Annotated in this window: 14 protein-coding genes; 8 read left to right on the top strand and 6 right to left on the bottom strand. The window is 70.3% G+C overall.

The genetic code is table 11. The features are described from left to right. Window positions 1-987 precede the first annotated feature (987 nt). The 5 genes from C8E84_RS10700 (at window position 988) to mmuM (ending at window position 9,006) form a co-directional block, all read left to right on the top strand. On the top strand, window positions 988-2,532 hold the full coding sequence (locus C8E84_RS10700) for a DUF3375 domain-containing protein (protein WP_159902013.1): 1,545 nt from the start codon (window positions 988-990) through the stop codon (window positions 2,530-2,532). After that, window positions 2,529-3,206, top strand: coding sequence for a DUF4194 domain-containing protein (locus C8E84_RS10695; protein WP_246196893.1), 678 nt, complete (start codon window positions 2,529-2,531; stop codon window positions 3,204-3,206). The genes C8E84_RS10700 and C8E84_RS10695 overlap by 4 nt, the downstream gene beginning before the upstream one ends. Next, on the top strand, window positions 3,203-6,583 hold the full coding sequence (locus C8E84_RS10690; RefSeq protein ID WP_159902011.1) for an ATP-binding protein: 3,381 nt from the start codon (window positions 3,203-3,205) through the stop codon (window positions 6,581-6,583). The genes C8E84_RS10695 and C8E84_RS10690 overlap by 4 nt, the downstream gene beginning before the upstream one ends. Further along, entirely contained in the window at window positions 6,580-7,746 is a 1,167-nt protein-coding gene (locus tag C8E84_RS10685; protein ID WP_159902009.1) for a Wadjet anti-phage system protein JetD domain-containing protein, read from the top strand. Before C8E84_RS10690 ends, C8E84_RS10685 begins: the two co-directional genes overlap by 4 nt. A 336-nt stretch (window positions 7,747-8,082) precedes the next feature. Beyond that, window positions 8,083-9,006 (top strand): homocysteine S-methyltransferase, encoded by a 924-nt coding sequence (gene mmuM / locus C8E84_RS10680; RefSeq protein WP_159902007.1) that lies wholly within the window; start codon window positions 8,083-8,085, stop codon window positions 9,004-9,006. Window positions 9,007-9,279: 273 nt separating this feature from the next. Here the strand turns inward: mmuM and C8E84_RS10675 are convergent, their stop codons facing one another. Next, window positions 9,280-9,606: a DUF1905 domain-containing protein gene (locus C8E84_RS10675; RefSeq protein WP_159902005.1), complete on the bottom strand. Its 327-nt coding sequence runs from the start codon at window positions 9,604-9,606 to the stop codon at window positions 9,280-9,282. A gap of 506 nt (window positions 9,607-10,112) precedes the next feature. On the opposite strand from C8E84_RS10675, the gene C8E84_RS10670 reads away from it, so the two are divergent. Continuing rightward, window positions 10,113-10,442 (top strand): YciI family protein, encoded by a 330-nt coding sequence (locus C8E84_RS10670; RefSeq protein ID WP_159902003.1) that lies wholly within the window; start codon window positions 10,113-10,115, stop codon window positions 10,440-10,442. Window positions 10,443-10,531: 89 nt separating this feature from the next. On the opposite strand, the gene C8E84_RS10665 is transcribed toward C8E84_RS10670, so the two are convergent. Then, a complete protein-coding gene (locus C8E84_RS10665; RefSeq protein WP_159902001.1) occupies window positions 10,532-10,942 on the bottom strand; it encodes a DUF6891 domain-containing protein in 411 nt (136 codons plus the stop codon). A gap of 139 nt (window positions 10,943-11,081) precedes the next feature. Between C8E84_RS10665 and C8E84_RS10660 the strand changes: the two genes are divergently transcribed. Both C8E84_RS10660 and C8E84_RS10655 read left to right on the top strand, forming a co-directional pair. Beyond that, window positions 11,082-11,981, top strand: a complete 900-nt coding sequence (locus tag C8E84_RS10660) for an ABC transporter ATP-binding protein (RefSeq protein WP_159901999.1) — start codon at window positions 11,082-11,084, stop codon at window positions 11,979-11,981. Beyond that, entirely contained in the window at window positions 11,978-12,817 is an 840-nt protein-coding gene (locus C8E84_RS10655; protein WP_159901997.1) for an ABC transporter permease subunit, read from the top strand. The genes C8E84_RS10660 and C8E84_RS10655 overlap by 4 nt, the downstream gene beginning before the upstream one ends. A gap of 55 nt (window positions 12,818-12,872) precedes the next feature. On the opposite strand, the gene C8E84_RS10650 is transcribed toward C8E84_RS10655, so the two are convergent. The 4 genes from C8E84_RS10650 to xylA form a co-directional block, all read right to left on the bottom strand. After that, on the bottom strand, window positions 12,873-13,883 hold the full coding sequence (locus tag C8E84_RS10650) for a GTP pyrophosphokinase (protein WP_159901995.1): 1,011 nt from the start codon (window positions 13,881-13,883) through the stop codon (window positions 12,873-12,875). Between the two features lie 68 nt (window positions 13,884-13,951). Further along, window positions 13,952-14,872 (bottom strand): arginase, encoded by a 921-nt coding sequence (gene rocF / locus C8E84_RS10645; RefSeq protein ID WP_159901993.1) that lies wholly within the window; start codon window positions 14,870-14,872, stop codon window positions 13,952-13,954. Window positions 14,873-14,927: 55 nt separating this feature from the next. Next, window positions 14,928-16,217, bottom strand: a complete 1,290-nt coding sequence (gene lysA, locus C8E84_RS10640; protein ID WP_159901991.1) for a diaminopimelate decarboxylase — start codon at window positions 16,215-16,217, stop codon at window positions 14,928-14,930. A gap of 68 nt (window positions 16,218-16,285) precedes the next feature. Then, window positions 16,286-17,464: a xylose isomerase gene (gene xylA, locus C8E84_RS10635; RefSeq protein ID WP_159901989.1), complete on the bottom strand. Its 1,179-nt coding sequence runs from the start codon at window positions 17,462-17,464 to the stop codon at window positions 16,286-16,288. Between the last annotated feature and the right edge of the window lie 14 nt (window positions 17,465-17,478).

The raw sequence follows: 17,478 nt of genomic DNA, 5'->3' as shown, positions 1-17,478 counted from the left end.
TAGGGCGCTGGACAACTACCTCGCGAGCTGATCACCCGACCCGGTGTCAGTCGTCGGCCGAACCTAGAACCGCTCCGACTGGTCCGGCCAGCGAACGAGTCGAACCTCGCGCACCTCACGCGCCGGTGACGACGTCTGCTTCGCGGAGACCCATCCCGTCAACCGCGCTGTCCGTGGCGTCCGATGCAGCGCCCCACCTGGTCACCACGTCATCCCGCCGCCATGTCCTCCACGAGGCGTTGGACATCCATGAGCACGGCCTCGATCTGGCCAAGCGTGAGGGTTGGATCCAGAGTCAGTCTCGCGCCGAACACGCACGAGCCGTGGGTGCGTGCTGTGGCGTTGCCGTACCCCTTGCCGAGCCAGCGTGGCGCACCACCCGCCACCATCGCGGCCCAGTTCGTGTGATCACCACGGTGCCTCGGGTGGGCGCTGGTCAGTTGCCACGGCCGGTCATCGATGACCGCGCCCGCGTCGTTGACGATTCGGCCGCGGAAGGCCTCGTGCAGGCGCCCCGGTCGAAGGTGGACGAGTCCTCCACGTCGAACTGCGCCAGGCCGACCTACACCACCGGTCGCAGTCGGTCGCGATAGTGGTGCGCTGGGTCAGGCTTCCACGAGATCGCGGGCAGGCCTTCCTGAAACTCTGCAACGACCCGATGGCCGTTGCTCAGGGGTGCCGATCTCATGACGGCGACCAGGCGCCGCCGCCCGACGGGCACGCACACGCGGTTCATGGCGGCAGATGTTTTCGGTGAGCTCCGGGCACGGCGAGCGCGCGAGCGTGCTGCGTTTGAGGCACTGCGCGAGGTGGGCGACCACGACTGAACGGGCATATGTCCGGAGCCGCTCACGCAGTCTCGGGCGGGCGACGTCACCAGACAGCAGAGGATCGTCCGATTGGGATACCGCTACGTGGGCGACCGGCCCGGCGGTGTCGCCGCCATCCCGTAGGGTCGCCCCGGTTGCCAGCGAGAGGAGCGCGCCGATGGACTTCGAGACCGTTGCGTACCTGCGCGCCAACTCCCGCGCGTGGCGCCTGTTGCGCGCCGACACCGCACCGCTGGCGATCCACGTCCTCGGCACGATCTTCATCGTTGACAACGTGCGCAGCATCGCCGAGTCCGACCTGATCGCGCGCGTCGACGACCTGCTGTACGCCGTCAACGCCCAGACCGCCGGCAACTCCCCACGAACCGCACCGGATGCCGTCGGGTCGCCCGACGCTGATCCCTCGCCACCCGCTCGCCCCACCTACCCCCGCTCGGCCCGCGACTACGTCGATGCCTGGGCATCCCCCGAGCAGGGCTGGTTGCGCAAGTTCTATCCCGAGGGCCACGACGAGGCCCACTACGACGCCACGGTCGACGTCGAGCGGGCCTATGGGTTCGTCGCCGGGCTGCGGGCCCGCTCCTTCGTCGGCACCGAGTCCCGGCTCAGCACGATCGTCGAGCTGCTGCGCGAGATGGTCAGTGGAGCCGACCCCGACCCGGGTGCCCGACTCGCCGAGCTGCGCCGACGCCGCGACGCGATCGACGCCGAGATCGCCAAGGTGGCCGGCGGCGAGTCCCCGCCGCTGGATGCCGTCGCCCTGCTCGACCGCTACCAGCACTTCAGCAGCACCGCCCGCGAGCTGCTCTCCGACTTCCGCTCCGTGGAGGAGAACTTCCGCACCCTTGACCGCGGCATCCGCGCCGACATCGCCGCGTGGGAGGGTGGCAAGGGTGAGCTGCTCGACCAGATCGTCGGCGAACGCCACGCCATCGCCGACTCCGATCAGGGTCGCAGCTTCCAGGCCTTCCACGACTTTCTCCTGTCGCGTGCCCGCCGTGACGAGCTCACCGGCCTCCTCCAGCAGCTCGTGGACCTCGATGCCATCGACGTCGACCGCAGTCTGGGCCGCATCCACTTCGACTGGCTCGACGCCGCCGAGCGCACCCAGCAGACGGTCCGGCTGCTCTCCGAGCAGCTGCGCCGCTTCCTCGACGACAAGGTCTGGCTCGAGAACCGTCGGGTCGTCGAGCTGCTGCGGTCCATCGAGCGTTCTGCCCTGGCCGTGCGGGACGCCTCGATGGGCGACCTGGTCACCGAGCTCGATGCCACCTCGCCGTCCGTCGCGCTGCCGATGGAGCGACCCCTGTACACCCCGCCGCTGTTCACCGGCGTCGAGTCACGCCTGGACGCGGTCGACGCCGATGACGCCGTCGACCTCCAGTCGCTGTTCGAGCAGGTGTACGTCGACTCCGCACGGTTGGCCTCGACGGTGCGCACCGCCCTCAGCTCCACGGACCAGGCATCGCTGCTGACCGTGCTGCGTGACCACCCGGCGACTCACGGCGTTGCCGAGCTCGTGGGCTACCTCGGTCTCGTCGAGGACGACTTCGAGCTCGTCATCGACACCGACGTCGAGGATGCCGTCCTCGTCAGCGAGCCGTCCGGCTCGGCGTCGTCCGGGGGTGGCGAGAGACTGGTCCGGATGCCGCGTGTCCTGTTCGTGCGCCGCGACGCGACTCGTGGTGGGATGCTCGCGTGAGCACGGCATCCCCTGACCTGCGCAGCAGCGGGCTGCCCCCACTCACGGCGGCGGCGGTCGCCCTCATGCGCGGCGTCGTCGACCGCGATCACGCGGAGCGGATCTGGCTTGACGTCGTGCGGTTGCAGAACCCGTTGCGCGACCACGTCGCCGTGCTCGGCCTCGACCTGGTCATCGACGAGGCGGAGGGGTACGCGTACCTGCGCTCCAAGCCCGAGGACCCGGACAACCCGCTTCCCCGTCTTGTGCCGCGACACCGACTGTCCTTCCCCGTGAGCCTGATGCTCGCCGTGCTGCGCAAGGCGCTGGCCGAGTTCGATGCCGGCGCCGGCGAGGGCCGGCTCGTGGTGTCCCGCGACCGGCTCGTCGACGAGCTGCGCACGTTCCGGCCCGCGAGCACCAACGAGACCAAGCTCGTCGACGAGGTGGACCGTTCCATCCGCAAAGTCGTCGAGCTGGGCTTCCTGCGACAGCTGCCGGGCCCGATGGGCGCCTACGAGGTGCGCCGCATCCTCAAGGCGTTTGTCGACGCCCAGTGGCTCGGTGAGTTCGACGCCCGACTGGCCGAGTACGCCGCGCTCGCGGCCGACACCGGGGGAGGCCCCGGGGGAGGCACCGGGGGCACCGACACCTCCGGTGCGGGCACGGGCAGTGGCAGCGGGGGCGAGTCATGACCGACGCCCTGTTCTCCGCCCTCGAGGTCGACCTCGGCACCGGGGTCCGGCCAGGCTACCGCCTGCACCGCCTCGAGCTCTTGAATTGGGGCACCTTCGACGGTCGGTGCGAGGTGCTCCAGCTGTCCGGTGACAACACCCTGGTCACGGGCGACATCGGCTCCGGTAAGTCCACCCTCGTCGACGCGGTGACCACGCTCCTGCTCCCGGCCAACCGGATCAGCTACAACAAGGCAGCCGGGGCAGAGACCCGCGAACGCTCACTGCGCACCTACGTCCTTGGCCACTACAAGTCCGAGCGGGTCGAATCAACCGGTGCCTCGCGGGCGGTCGGGTTGCGCGACCAGAGCAGTTACTCCGTGATCCTCGGGGTGTTCCGCAACGAGGGGTACGAGCAGGACGTCACCCTCGCCCAGGTCTTCTGGATGCCGGGCACAAGTGAGAGCCAACCTCGCCGGTTCTTCGTCACCGCCGAGGACGACCTGTCGATCGTGGCCGACTTCACCGAGTTCGGCACCGACCCGGCAGACCTCAAGCGACGGTTGCGCACCCGCGGGGCGTCGGTGCACGACCACTACCCCGACTACGGCACGCGGCTGCGGCGGCTGCTCGGCATCCGGTCCGAGCAGGCGCTCGAGCTCTTCCACCAGACCATCTCGATGAAGTCGGTCGGCAACCTCACCGACTTCGTTCGTCATCACATGCTCGAGCCAGCCGTCGCCGGCACACGCATCGCCGCCCTCGTCCAGCACTTCGAGGACCTGACCCGGGCGCACGATGCCGTGCGCAAGGCTCGCGACCAGCTCGAGCAGCTCGAGCCCATCGTGGTTGCCTGCGACGACTTCGACGCGCGGGGGCAGGCCATCACCGAGGCGCGCCACGCCCTGGACGCCCTACCCGTGTGGGCAGCCGAGCACCGGCTGCGCCTGCTCGGTGAGGAGCAGGTGCGCCTCGAGCAGGGCCGTCGCGACCTCGACGACGCGCTGGTCCGGGCTCAGCGGCGGCAGGACGAGCTGAGCGACGAACACGCTGGACTGGTGCGGGCCCGTGAGGGGATCGCGGGTGGGCGGCTTGGTGCCATCGAGGTCGAGTCGGCCGCCGCTGCCGTCCGTCGCGACGAGTGTCGGTCCCGAGCCGACCAGCTGAACCATCACCTGAGCGTCCTCGACATTCCGCCGGTCGACGACGAGGGGTCGTTCGAGCACGCGCAGGCGGCTGCGCGTGCTCGCGGCGACGTGCTGGTCGCCCAACGTGAGTCCGGCCACCAGCGGCGGACGGACGCGAGCATCGCCGTTCGAGATGCCGAACGCGAGAGCTCCACGCTTCAGGCGGAGATCGCTTCGCTGCGGGGTCGCGCCAGCAACATCGACTCCGCCAGCCTGAAGGTGCGGGATCGCCTCGCGAGTGCGCTCGGTGTTGATGTCGCCAGCTTGCCGTTCGTGGGCGAACTCGTTCAGGTCCGAGCTGATCAGGGGCAGTGGCGTGGGGCAGCCGAGCGCGTCCTTCGAGGGTTCGCCCTGTCGGTTCTCGTCCCCAGTGAGCTGTATGCCGCTGCGTCCCGATGGGTTGACGAGCATCACCTCGGTGCCAGGTTCGTCTACTACCGCGCGAGCGACGTCGTGAACCGGCGACCGTCCGTGGCCGTGGAGGACAACACCTTGGCGCAGGTGCTTGAGATCCGGGAGGGACCGCACGCCGCCTGGCTCACCGCTGAACTGCGATCGCGGGCCGACCACGCACGGGTGCACCACGTCGACGAGTTGCGTGAGCACCGCAAGGCGGTGACCCTCCTCGGGCAGGTAAAGACGGACCGCCGTCACGAGAAGGACGACCGGTTCGCGCTCGAGGACCGCACGCGGTGGGTCCTCGGCTGGTCCAACGCCGACAAGGTCGACGCCCTCATCGAACGCGGTGCCACCGTGCAGGCCCAGTTGACCGCCGCCCGTGACGCCTTGGACGCGGCCAAGGTCGACACCGATCGACACGATGCCGAGGCCGCCAGCGTCGCACAGGTCCTGGCCGTATCAAGCTGGTCGCTCGTCGACTGGCGCTCCGCCGCCCAGCGCATCGACGAGCTCGCGCGCGAGCGCGACGTGCTCCAGCGCGGCAACGCCGAGGTCGAGGCGCTGCACGCTCGGCTCGCCGAGGTCGAGCGTGCGCGCGCCGCTCAGGGCGCCGTGGTCACCGACCTCACCGAGAAGGTTGGCGCCCTCAAGGGTGAGCACCGCAGGAACGCCGATCAGCAACGGTTCGCCGAGGCAGACCTCGATGCAGTGGCGACCGACCAGCTCGCCGGCCTGCGAACGGCATACGAACTGCTTGAGAGTCGACATGACGCTCCGGCGACCCTGGAGGCCTGCTCACTGGCCGAACGCGATCTCCAACGTGAGTTCTCTGCGTCCATCCAGTCCCACCAGGAGAAGCAGTCAGCGGCGCGTGAGCGGGCCGCCAAACGCATTGCCGCGTTCCGTCAGGCCTGGCCCAGCGACACCACCGAACTCGGCGCCGACGTGCTCGCGGCCGCCGAGTACCGCGCGCTGCGCGACCGGATCACCGGTGATGACCTGCCCCGCTTCGAGGCCGAGTTCAAGCGGCAGCTCAACACGAACACGATCAACGACATCGCCGGCTTCCAGGCCTGGCTCGACCAGTCGGCGCAGACGATCCGCTCGCGCATCGATACCATCAACGAGTCGCTCTCCGCGATCGACTACAGCCCCGGCACCCGCATCCGACTGCTCACCGAACCGAGCACCAACCACGAGGTGCGGGCCTTCCGTGACGATCTGCGGGCCTGCACCGATGATGCGCTGAGCACCGACGACCAGTACTCCGAAGAGCGCTTTCGCCGGGTCCAGGCGATCATCGGGCGATTTCGCGGACGCGAGGGGTTCACCGAGGCAGACAAGCGCTGGACCGACCTGGTCACAGACGTGCGCAACTGGTTCGTGTTCGCGGCCTCCGAACGTGAGGCCGACAGCCAGGTGGAGCGCGAGCACTACACCGACTCCGACGGCAAGTCCGGTGGGCAGAAGGAGAAGCTCGCCTACACGATCCTCGCGGCGTCGTTGGCCTACCAGTTCGGGCTGGAGTGGGGTGTGCCCAAGTCCCGGGACTTCCGGTTCGCCGTCATCGACGAGGCCTTCGGCCGTGGCTCGGACGCCTCCACCCGCTATGCCCTGGACCTGTTCGCCAAGCTGGGCCTGCAACTGCTCGTGGTGACGCCTCTGCAGAAGGTCCATGTCATCGAGCCCTACGTCAGCGCCGTCGGGTTCGTCGAGAACCGCACGGGGCAGCGGTCCCGCCTCCAGACGCTGACCATCGAGGAGTACCACGCCGAGCGCGCCGAGCACGGGCGTGCGGGTCGCCCCTCGTGAGCGCGTGGACGACGTCGGCGGATGTTCGCGCTCGTGCCCAAAAGCGCTGGGATGCCGGTGAGTTGCTCAGTGCACACGCGACCGGGGCACCGGCTCCCGTGCTTGACCTACCGGTGCGCGGGCCGACCCCGCGAGAGGTGTCGGCGCAGCTGTCGCAGGTGCGGTCGTGGCGCGACGCGCTCGTGGCCGGCAGTCGCGGCGGCACTTGCTACGACCTGACCGAACGGTCCATCGGGGGTCGGGTCATCGGGTCCGCGAGCCTGCCCGACCGGGTGAAGGTCACGGCATACGACCAGTGGTGGCGGCTGCTCGGCGTGACGGAGCAGGTGCGCGCGTTCGACGCACTGCTGGCGCGCACCCGGGAAGCCCACCCCGCGCTGGTCGACTGGGTGGCCCGGTCTCCCTTGCGGGCGTTGGCAGTGTCGACCGACTGGGAACACCTGCTCGCGGCGCATGCCTGGCTCGTCGAGTCTGCAGGGCAGGGTCGCCACCTGCGTGAGGTGACCGCACCCGGCGTGGACACGAAGTTCATCGAGGGGCACGCGCGCGTGCTGGGCGAGTGGCTGGACGCGACGGTGGCGTTTGACCCACGCCATTCGGCGGCGCGGCGTTTCGCCCGGAGGTACGGCTTCGCCGAAGCTCCTCAGTTGCTGCGGCTACGAGTTGATGCCGGTCTGGGCGTGCTGCCTCCTGGAGTTAGTGAGGTGGGACTCCGGGTGGCGGAGGCAGGAGCGCTTGCCGTGGCGCCCTCTCAGGTGCTCATCGTCGAGAACCTCACGACCTACCTCGCGGTGCCCGTTCCTGAGGGAGGTGTGGTCGTCTGGGGGCAGGGCTTTGATGCCGGCCGCCTCGGTCGGATGCCGTGGCTCGGCGTTGCGCTCCGCGTGCGCTACTGGGGTGACCTGGACACCCACGGTTTCGCGATCCTCGACCTCGTGCGCTCGCAGGTGCCGCAGGTGACGTCGGTGTTGATGGACCTCGACACCCTGCTGCACCACCGCACACGCTGGGTGCCGGAGCCCAAGCAGACCCGCGCCGACCTGGTGCACCTCACTGGGGGTGAGCGGGCGTTGTACGAAGACCTCGTCGAGGATGTCCACGGCCCCTCCGTGCGTCTCGAGCAGGAGCGGATCGACTGGGCCTGGGTGCTCGAGCGGCTGTGACCGAAACCTCCCATCACCCCTTCAACCCGCTCCTGGCCAGGGGATCCCTCCAAGCAAAGCGCGGCGACAGCGGTCTGGGGGGCAACGGCATCCGAACTCAGCGAGCGCGGCGGTGTCTCTGTGGAGGCCGACGGTCTCGCGAGCGTGGTCGATGTGCGGTCGTCGTGCATCCACGCAATCCTTTGGCGCATGCCCTCAGCATCAAGCCGACCAGCGACGAGGACGCCCGCATCGCGTACGAGCGGTTCCTCCAGGGTGCGCCGCTGCCGGGTCGTGAGCACGGCTGAACCGCTCCGACAAGAGCGGCCGCAGGAGCCCGGTGGGAGGATCGGCGCCATGAACCTCACTGAGCCGGTGATCCTTGACGGTGGCCTGTCCAACGCCCTCGAGGCCCGAGGCGTCGACCTGTCCTCCGACCTCTGGACGGCTCGTCTGCTGCTCGATGACCCAGACCAGATCGCCGCCGTCCACCGCGACTACTACCTCGCCGGTGCCGACGTCGTCACGACGGCGAGCTACCAGGCCAGCGTCCCGACCCTGATGGCGGCCGGGCTCACCGAGCGCGAGGCCGAGCGGGCCCTCACCTCGAGCGTCACCCTGGCCACGCAGGTGCGCGACGAGATCGCCGCCGAAACCACCCGTGTCAGGCCGCCCCTCGTCGCCGCCTCCGTCGGCCCGTACGGCGCCGCGCTCGCCGACGGCTCCGAGTACCGCGGCCGCTACGGCGTCAGCGCGGCCACCCTGCGTGACTTCCACGCGCCACGACTCGAACTCCTCGCCGCAGCAGCCCCGGACCTCCTCGCCGTCGAGACCATCCCTGACGCCGACGAGGCGGAGGTGCTCGTCCCCCTCCTCGACGACCTCGGCCTGCCGACCTGGTTCTCCTACTCCGTCGCCGGCACCGCCACCCGCGCGGGCCAGCCGCTCAGCGAGGCCTACGCGGTCCTGGCCGACAGCACGAGCATCATCGCCGCCGGCATCAACTGCTCCGCACCGAACGACGTGATGGATGCCGTTCGCCTCGCGACCCAGGCCACCGCGCGCCCGTCCGTGGCCTACCCGAACCTCGGTGAGACCTGGGACAGTGCGACCCACACATGGAGCGGGGACGCCGCGTTCGACACCGACCTCGCCGCCGACTGGGTCGCCGCCGGCGCCCGCCTCGTCGGTGGGTGCTGCCGCGTCGGAACCGACCAGATCACCCGGCTGGCGAAGCGTCTCGCTCCAGCCAGCGCCCCAGGCTCAACGCCACCTCAGTGACGCCCAGTCTGCTTGCGGGCACACCGCGGACCACCGGGGCCGGTTCGGGCTCCTCCGTCGGCGGTGTCGGCCTGGTCGTCGTGCTCGGCATGGTGGTGCTGCTCGCCGGCGTCGGCATCATGATCTGGCAGCGGATGACCATGCCGGGCTTCTTCCTCGGCGAGACCCTGCGCCGCGGCGTCTCCGACGCAGTGAGGATGCCGCGGTCACCCTTCCCGAGTAGCCGTCACCTGCCGCAGCGGGCAGGCCCGACCCTAATGACCGGGGCTCGGGTCAGCCTGTTCGGCCGGTGCCGTTCGCGGCCCGCCCGTGCCGAGGCGCCACGCTCAGCGACACCGTGACGGTGTCCCCGAGGTCGATCTGCTCCCGGGTGCGCACGGCCTGCTTCACGGGGAGCACGTAGCCGCCCTCGCGGGGGAGCAGCGAGGTCTCCCACTGGGTGTCGCCCACCTGTACCTGCACGGGGATCGCGCCCCAGCCGTACGTCGTCTCGGCGGCCTCCGCGGCGATCTCCTCGCAGGCCGCCAGCGGAAGCCGGAGCCAGTGGTGGGGCGCCGGGCCTCGCCACTCGAACAGCTCGGCGCTGAAGGTCAGGTCCACCCTGGTCAGGCTAGCGACAGCCGTGGCCGGTGTGCCGGATGTGACCACTCGGTCGAATCCCGCACAGGCAGCCGTGGCCGGTGTGCTGGATGTGACCACTCGTTCGAATCCTGGAGGGGCCAGGTGCTCATCGCGGGCGGAAGCCGGCCCGGGACCCTTCGATGGCTGGGCCGAACTCCCGATGTGTGCTCCTACTCCCGTTGGGCGCTGCTGCAAGAGCGCACATCCGGAGTAAGGATCTGCGACGGGAGTTAGGCCCCGCCATCGAGTGAGGCATCCGCTCGTGCTCTGCTCGCTCGACGTCTGGGTCTTCCTCGATTCAGCCATACGACTCTCAAGGCGCTGTCGCTGACCGCCTGCCAGCGGGTGACGGTGACCAAACGGCATCCGATACGGGGCGGCATGACGACCCGCCAGGGGGTCTGCCCACCGCGTCGCCTGCTGCACCTACCCTGAAGGTCAGGTCCACGCTGGTCAGGCTGGCGATGAGCGGGCACGATGGGCCGATGGCCAAGTACCTGATCTCCTTCCCCAGCGCGACGATGGTCCTCGCCCCCGAGGACTTCGAGGCGGTTGTCGAGTCCTCCCACGCGGCGATGCGTGAGGCCAAGGACGCCGGGGTGTACGTCTTCGGTGGTGGCATCGACGAGAGCGTCCCGCCGGTGCTCGTCCATGCTGACGGCACGATCACCCACGAGACGTCGCACCTCGACGGTGGCTTCCTCGTGATCGAGGTGCCCTTCCGCGAGGAGGCCGAGCGCTGGGCCGCTCGGGTCGCGCAGGGGTGCCGCACCCCGCAGGAGCTGCGGGTGTTCGGCTTCGACCCGGAGTCCTGAGGGGGCACCGCACCGGAGGGGTGCCGTACCGGATGCGACCACGTGGTCGAATCCTGCAGGAGACAGGTGCTCATCGCGGGCGCGAGTGCTCAGTCCGGGGGGAGGGGTTTGCGCCAGTGCAGGCCCGTCACGGCGATCCGCGCAGACGTCTTCTCCGGCCAGTCCACGCTCAGCCCTTGGTCGCGCAGGGCCCGCACGACGAGGCGGCCGACGGCCAGGCTCGAGGCCCGGGCCACCGCGGTGCCTGCCTCCTCGTCGCTGCGCTCGTCCGCGATCTCGGTGTGCCCACAGTTCGGGCAGCACGTGAAGTTCATCCTCGCGAGGATGCCGTCCGCGGCCAGGAGGTCGAACGCCGCCTGCACGCGGGTGTAGTCGCCGGGCTCGGTCCAGCCGGCCTGCTCGGCCAGGCGGGCGGCCCACTGCTCGTCGACGGCCTGCTGGGCCAGGGCGTGCGCGACCTCGTCAGGGATCCGGCAAGCGGTGTGGGCGACGGGGCTCACCACCTCGGGCGCTGCCGGACCGACCGTGCAACCGTGGACGATGCCTGAGCCCACCTGAGGAATCTCAGGGTTCAGTCAGGGTCACTCTCAGGACTGTCCCCCATGACCTCGGCGCCGTCGAACCGGCAGGCTCGTCCCCATGATCACCGTCAGCTCACTCACCAAGACGTACGCCGGTTTCACCGCCGTCAACGACGTCTCGTTCACCGCGCAGACCGGCCGCGTCACCGGCTTCCTCGGCCCCAACGGCGCCGGCAAGTCGACGACCATGCGCATCATGGTCGGCCTCACCCCGGCCTCGACCGGCACGGCCCTGATCGACGGCCGCCGCTTCGTCGACCTGCCGAACCCGGGCGCCGAGGTGGGGGTCCTCCTCGACGCGTCCGCCCAGCACGCCGGGCGCACCGGCCGCGAGATCCTCACCATCGCCCAGCGCACCATGGGGCTGCCCAAGGGCCGGGTGCGCGAGTTGCTCGACCTCGTCAGCCTCACCGACACCGAGGCCGACCGCCGGGTGCGCAACTACTCCCTCGGCATGCGCCAGCGCCTCGGACTCGCGACCGCGCTCCTCGGCGACCCGCACGTGCTCATCCTCGACGAGCCGGCCAACGGCCTGGATCCTGCCGGCATCCGGTGGATGCGTGACCTGCTGCGCGCCTACGCCGACCAGGGCGGAACCGTGCTGCTGTCCTCGCACCTGCTGCACGAGATCGAGGTCATCGCCGACGATCTCGTCGTCATCGGCAACGGTCGCATCGTCGCCCAGGGCACCAAGGCCGAACTGTTGGCCTCGGCCGGCACGGTGGCACGAAGCTCGGATGCCGTCGCCCTCGCCTCCGCGGTCGAGCGGGGCGGTCACACCGTGTCCGTCCACACGGACGGCAGCATCCACACCGACGCCACGACGGAACAGGTCGGTCAGGCAGCCCTGGCCGCCGGCGTCGCCCTCACCGAACTGCGTGGTGCCGACGGTGCCGGCCTCGAGGACATGTTCCTCGAGCTCACCGCAGACACCCAGCGCGAAGGAGCAGCAGCATGAGCACCACGACGATCGACCAGGGCGTGACGCCGGATGCCGTGGCCCCCGGTGGTGCCGTGCGCACCCCCCGCGCGCAGACGGCATCCGCACCGATTCCCCTGACCCGCCTCATCGGCGTGGAACTGCGCAAGATGTTCGACACGCGCTCGGGCTTCTGGCTGCTCGCGAGCATCGTCATCATGAGCGTCCTCGCCACGGCGGCCCTCATCATCTTCGCCCCGGACGACCAGCTGACCTTCGACAACTTCGCGGCTGCCATCGGGGCGCCGATGACGGTGATCCTGCCGATCATCGGCATCCTCGCGGTCACGAGCGAGTGGAGCCAGCGCAGCGGCCTCACGACCTTCACGCTCGTGCCGCACCGCGGCAAGGTTCTCGGCGCCAAGTTCATCGCGGCCCTCGTCGTCGGCCTCGTCGCGATGCTCATCGCGCTCGTGGTCGGCACCCTGGGCACTCTCGTCGGCAGTGCCATCACCGGGCTGGACCCGGTCTGGAACGTCTCGGTCGACGGCTTCCTGTCCTTCACCCTGGGCAGCGTGCTCGGCATGATGTTCGGGTTCACCCTCGGTGTGCTCATCCGCAACTCAGCCGGCGCGATCGTCGCGTACTTCGTCTACACGCTGGTGCTGCCCCCGCTCCTCGGTCTGCTCGCGATGAGCCAGGACTGGTTCGCCGACCTGCAGCCATGGGTGGACTACAACCTCGCGCAGATGGCGTTGTTCGAGGGTGGCCTCAGCAGCGAGCAGTGGCAGCAGCTGGCGGTGTCCGGGACGATCTGGTTCCTCATCCCGCTGGTGGTCGGCCTCGTCATCGTCCGTCGAGCCGAGGTGAAGTAGCCAGCAGGGCTCGCCGTGAGTGCGGAAGTGGTTGCCAGGGCAGCCACTTCCGCACTCACGGCGAGGTCGTGAGGTTGGCGCGGCGGGCCTCGAGGGCCTCGCGCCGGTGGGCGTTGCCGTGGAGGGCGACGTAGGTGTCGCCGAACCGGGAGAGCAGGTCGTCGTCGAGTCGGCGCACCGCCCCGGGCGGGTACCTGTAGCCCATCGCCGCGGTGACGGCGGCGCTGTCGACGTCACGCAGGGTGGCACTCAGCTCGTCGAGGGAGGCGATGCCGAGCTCGAGGAGCAGCCCCGAGATCCACTCGTAGTGGTCGGTGCGGGACCAGCCGGCGCTGGAGTAGCGCCCCGCGAGGAAGGTTGCGAGCTCCTGGGCGCTGATGCGCGGGTCCAGCGCGTCGATCGCCCCGACGCTGCTGTCGCCCAGCCCGGCCTGAAGTCGGTCGCGGATGGCGCCGAACTCGCGGTCGGCGAGTTCGATCAGCCCTGCCGCCAGGGTGAAGCGACGATCGAGGTCGGGCACCTGCTCGGGCGGCACCGTCCCCTTGTAGCGGATGTCGTGCTCGAACTCCGCCCACGCGTGCTGGAGCACCGTCCGCAGCTGGATCGACGCGCAGGTCAACGGCTCGTATGCCGTCGGGTCGCCCGCCGCCGGCCCCACGGCATCCCCTGCGGCACGTGAGACGAGCAGATGTCGGCTCGCGTAGCCGAAGCGACCGGCGGCGGCGGTCTCCTCGCCGAGGTCGCGGTCGTCGAGCACGGTGAACTGCTCGGCGAGCAGCTCGGCCACGGCGTCGATGTCGCGCTGCACGTAGGTGATGACCCGAACGCCCACCTGGTCGGTGACCGCGACGAGCGGGTCGGCCCCGGGATCCGCAGCGAGGATGCCACGCGCCTTGGCCGTGAACGACGGCACCGACTTCGTGCGGCCGGTGACGGTGAGGTAGTTGATGCCCGCGTCGTCGATGATGCCCCTGACGAGCTCGACGAACTCCTCGGTGGCGGAGATGAGCTGCTCGCGCGAGGCCACGTAGTCCGCGACGGCACGGTCGAGGCGGCGCATGGACATGCGGCCTACTGTCCCACGTGATTCGCCGCCCCGCCTGCCTCGCTCCGCCCAGCCCGCCTGCCGTGGGGTCAGCGGCGGTGGACCCGCAGCAGCGTGCTCTTGCCGAACAGGCTCTCGACGAGGTCGACCGCGAGGGTCGAGGTCTGGCTGCGCACGTCGAGTGCCGGGTTGAGCTCGACGATGTCCAGGCTGCCCAGTCGCCCGGTGTCGGCGATCATCTCCATGCACAGGTGTGCCTCGCGGTAGGTCGGCCCACCGCGCACCGGGGTCCCGACGCCGGGGGCGATCGAGTCGTCGAGGAAGTCCAGGTCGAGGCTGACGTGCAGGTGGGTGTCCTCGTCCACCCCCTCGAGGGCCATTTCCATGGCGTGCCGCACCCCGATCTCGTCGAGGTAGCGCATGTCGAACACCTCGACCCGGTGCTCGTGCAGCAGGTGCTTCTCGCCGAGGTCCACGTCCCGCAGGCCGATCTCCTTGACGTGCTCGGGGTCGACGGCAGGCACCGCCCCGGAGAGCCCGACGAGCGCGTCGGGACCGGTGCCGGTGAGCACCGCGACCGGCATCCCGTGCATGTTCCCCGAGGGCGTGATCGACGAGGTGTTGTAGTCGGCGTGCGCGTCGAACCACAGCACCCGCAGCGTCCTGCCCGTGTCGCGGCAGTGTCGGGCCGCCGCCGAGATCGAGCCGATCGCGAGGCAGTGGTCGCCACCGAGCATGATCGGGAGCCGGCCGTCAGCCAGCTCGGCGGACACGGCATCGAACACGGCGTGGTTCCAGGCGGTGACCTCGGGCAGGTGGCGGTAGCCGTCCACCGGCGGGGCCATCGGGCTGTCGGGGCCGCCGACGTCTCCGCAGTCACGCACCTGCGCGCCGAACTTCTCCAGCGACGCCCGGAGCCCGGCGAGCCGCAACGCGGCGGGCCCCATGCGGCATCCGACGACGCTCGCGCCGACGTCGGTCGGCGCCCCGATCAGGCTGATCCGGTCCATGCGCTGCTCCGTTCCTTCTCGTTGCGTGGTGCGGGTGATGGTGGATGCCGGGGGTTCAGTCGACGTCGCGGCGCAGGAGGTCGTCCCACGTCTCGCGGCGCACGACGACCCGCCAGCTGCCGCCCGAGGCGAACACCACGGGCACCCGGCGGTTGCCGTTGTAGTTGTTGGCCATCGTGTGGCAGTAGGCCCCGGTCGCGGGGACGACGAGCAGGTCACCGACGGCCGGGTCGGCCAGCGGCACCCCGGCCACGAGGACGTCGCCGCTCTCGCAGTGCCGGCCGACGACCTGGCACTGCTCGTGCGCGCCGTCGAAGCGGCCGACGATGCCGGCCTCGAACCGCTGGTCGTACAGCGCCACCTCGAGGTTGTCGCCCATCCCGCCGTCGACGGCGACGAACGTGTGGGTGCCGCGCTTGACGGTGACCACCCGGTAGAGCGTGCAGGCGGCCTCGGCGACCATGCTGCGCCCGGGCTCGATGATGAGCTGAGCCTGCGCGGGCAGGTGGGCGCGCGCCGCACCGACGAGGGCGTCGAGGTAGTCCGGGATGCCGGCCGGCTGGTCGCTCCACGTGTAGCGCGCCCCCAGCCCTCCGCCGAGGTCGTAGACGGGGAACTCCCCGAGCCCGGCGATGCCGGCCACCGCCTCGACGGCCTGCGCGAACGGCTCGGTCTCCATGATCTGCGACCCGACGTGCAGGTGCAGGCCCCGCATCCGCAGCACCGGTGAGGCCTCGATGCGGGCGATGAGCGGCACGGCCTGGGCCGGCGCGAGCCCGAACTTGCTGCCGTCGTGGCCGGTCAACACGCTGGCGTGGGTGTCAGCGGTGACCCCCGGGATCACCCGCACGAGCACGTCCATCGACTGCCCGCGGGGGATGGCCGCCTCGAGCCGGTCGACGTCGTCGGCGTTGTCGACCACGACGAGCCCGAGCCGGTGCTCGACGGCGAGGGCGATCTCGTCGTCGAGCTTGGCGTTGCCGTGCAGCACCAGGGACGCCGGGTCGGCGCCGGCCTTGAGGGCCGTGACGATCTCGCCGCCACCGGCGACGTCGAGACCCAGCCCTTCCTGCACCATGACGCGCTGGACGGCGGTGCACGGAAAGGACTTCGACGCGAACACCACCCTGCTGTTCGGCCACCGACTGGCGAGGCCGTCGGCGTAGGCCCTGGCCCGAGCGCGCAGGGCGTCCTCGGCGACGATGATCGCCGGGGTGCCGACGTCAGCGGCGATGTCGTCCAGGCGTGCGCCACCCACCCGGGCGGCACCGTCGGCATCCACGGTGGTCCCGGGTGGGAGCAGGTGGATCAGGTCGGGTTCGGCACCAACAGCGGTCGGGGTCATCGGCATCACACCTTTTCGTCGTCGCGGGGGTGGCCCCAGCGTGGCAGGCGTGCTGCGCGGGCGCACCCTCAGCCGATGAGGTGCTCCAGCGCGAGCTGCTGGAGGGCGACGAAACCGAAGTCGCGTTCCGCGGCGGCATCCGGGTCGAAGCCGTCGTCGGTGGCGAGGAAGTCGGCGATGCTCTCACCCTCGGCCAAGGTCGGCTGGGCGAGGTCGGGGACCCCGGCGTAGCCCAGCGCGTCCTGCACGCGCGGGTCGGCCCGGAAGGCGCGGGCCTTGTCGGCGAGCATGAGGTACGTCGCCATGCACGCCCGGGCGGACTCCCAGACGCCGTCCATGTACTCGGTGCGCGAGGGCTTGTAGTCGAAGTGTCGGGGGCCGGTGTAGCGCGGGCCGTCGGGGTGGTTGGGGAAGCCGTTCTCGAGCAGGTCGACGGTGAAGAAGGCCGACACGAGGTCGCCGTGACCGAAGACGAGGTCCTGGTCGTACTTCAGCCCCCGCTGCCCGTTGAGGTCGATGTGGAAGAGCTTGTCGCTCCACAGGGCCTGCCCGATGCCGTGGGTGTAGTTCAGCCCTGCCATCTGCTCGTGGCCGGTCTCGGGGTTGAGGCCGACGATGTCGCCGTGCTCGAGCTCGGCGATGAGGGCGAGCGCGTGACCGGCGGTCGGCAGGAAGATGTCACCGCGGGGCTCGTTGGGCTTGGGCTCCAGGGCGATGCGCAGGTCGTAGCCCTGGGCCTTGATGTGGGCGGCGACGGTGTCCAGCCCCTCCTTGTAGCGGTCCATCGCGCTGTGGACGTCCTTGGAGCCGTCGTACTCGCTGCCCTCGCGACCGCCCCACATGACGAAGGTGGTCGCGCCGAACTCGGCGGCGAGGTCGACGGCGGAGAGGATCTTGCGCAGCCCGAACCGGCGCACGCCGCGGTCGTTGGAGGTGAGCCCACCGTCCTTGAACACCGGGTGGCTGAAGGTGTTCGTCGTGACCATCTCGATGACGAGCCCGGCCGCGTCGGTCGCCTCCTTGAACCGCGTGAGGATGCCGCGCTTGGTCGCCTCGTCGGCGCCGAACGGGAAGACGTCGTTGTCGTGGAAGGAGACCCCCCACGCGCCGAGCTCGGCGAGGTTGTCGCTGTACTCCCACGGGTCGAGGGCGGGTCGGCTGGCGGAACCGAAGGGGTCGACCCCGACCCATCCGACGGTCCACAGGCCGAACGAGAACTTGTCCTGCGGGATGGGCTGGCGGGTCATGACGGGTTCCTCCC

Origin of the sequence: Ornithinibacter aureus (genome assembly GCF_009858245.1) — a bacterium.
Taxonomy (GTDB): Bacteria; Actinomycetota; Actinomycetes; order Actinomycetales; family Dermatophilaceae; genus Fodinibacter; species Fodinibacter aureus.
The sequence above is the reverse complement of the archived record's forward strand: the minus strand, read 5'-3'. Positions and strand labels throughout refer to the sequence as shown.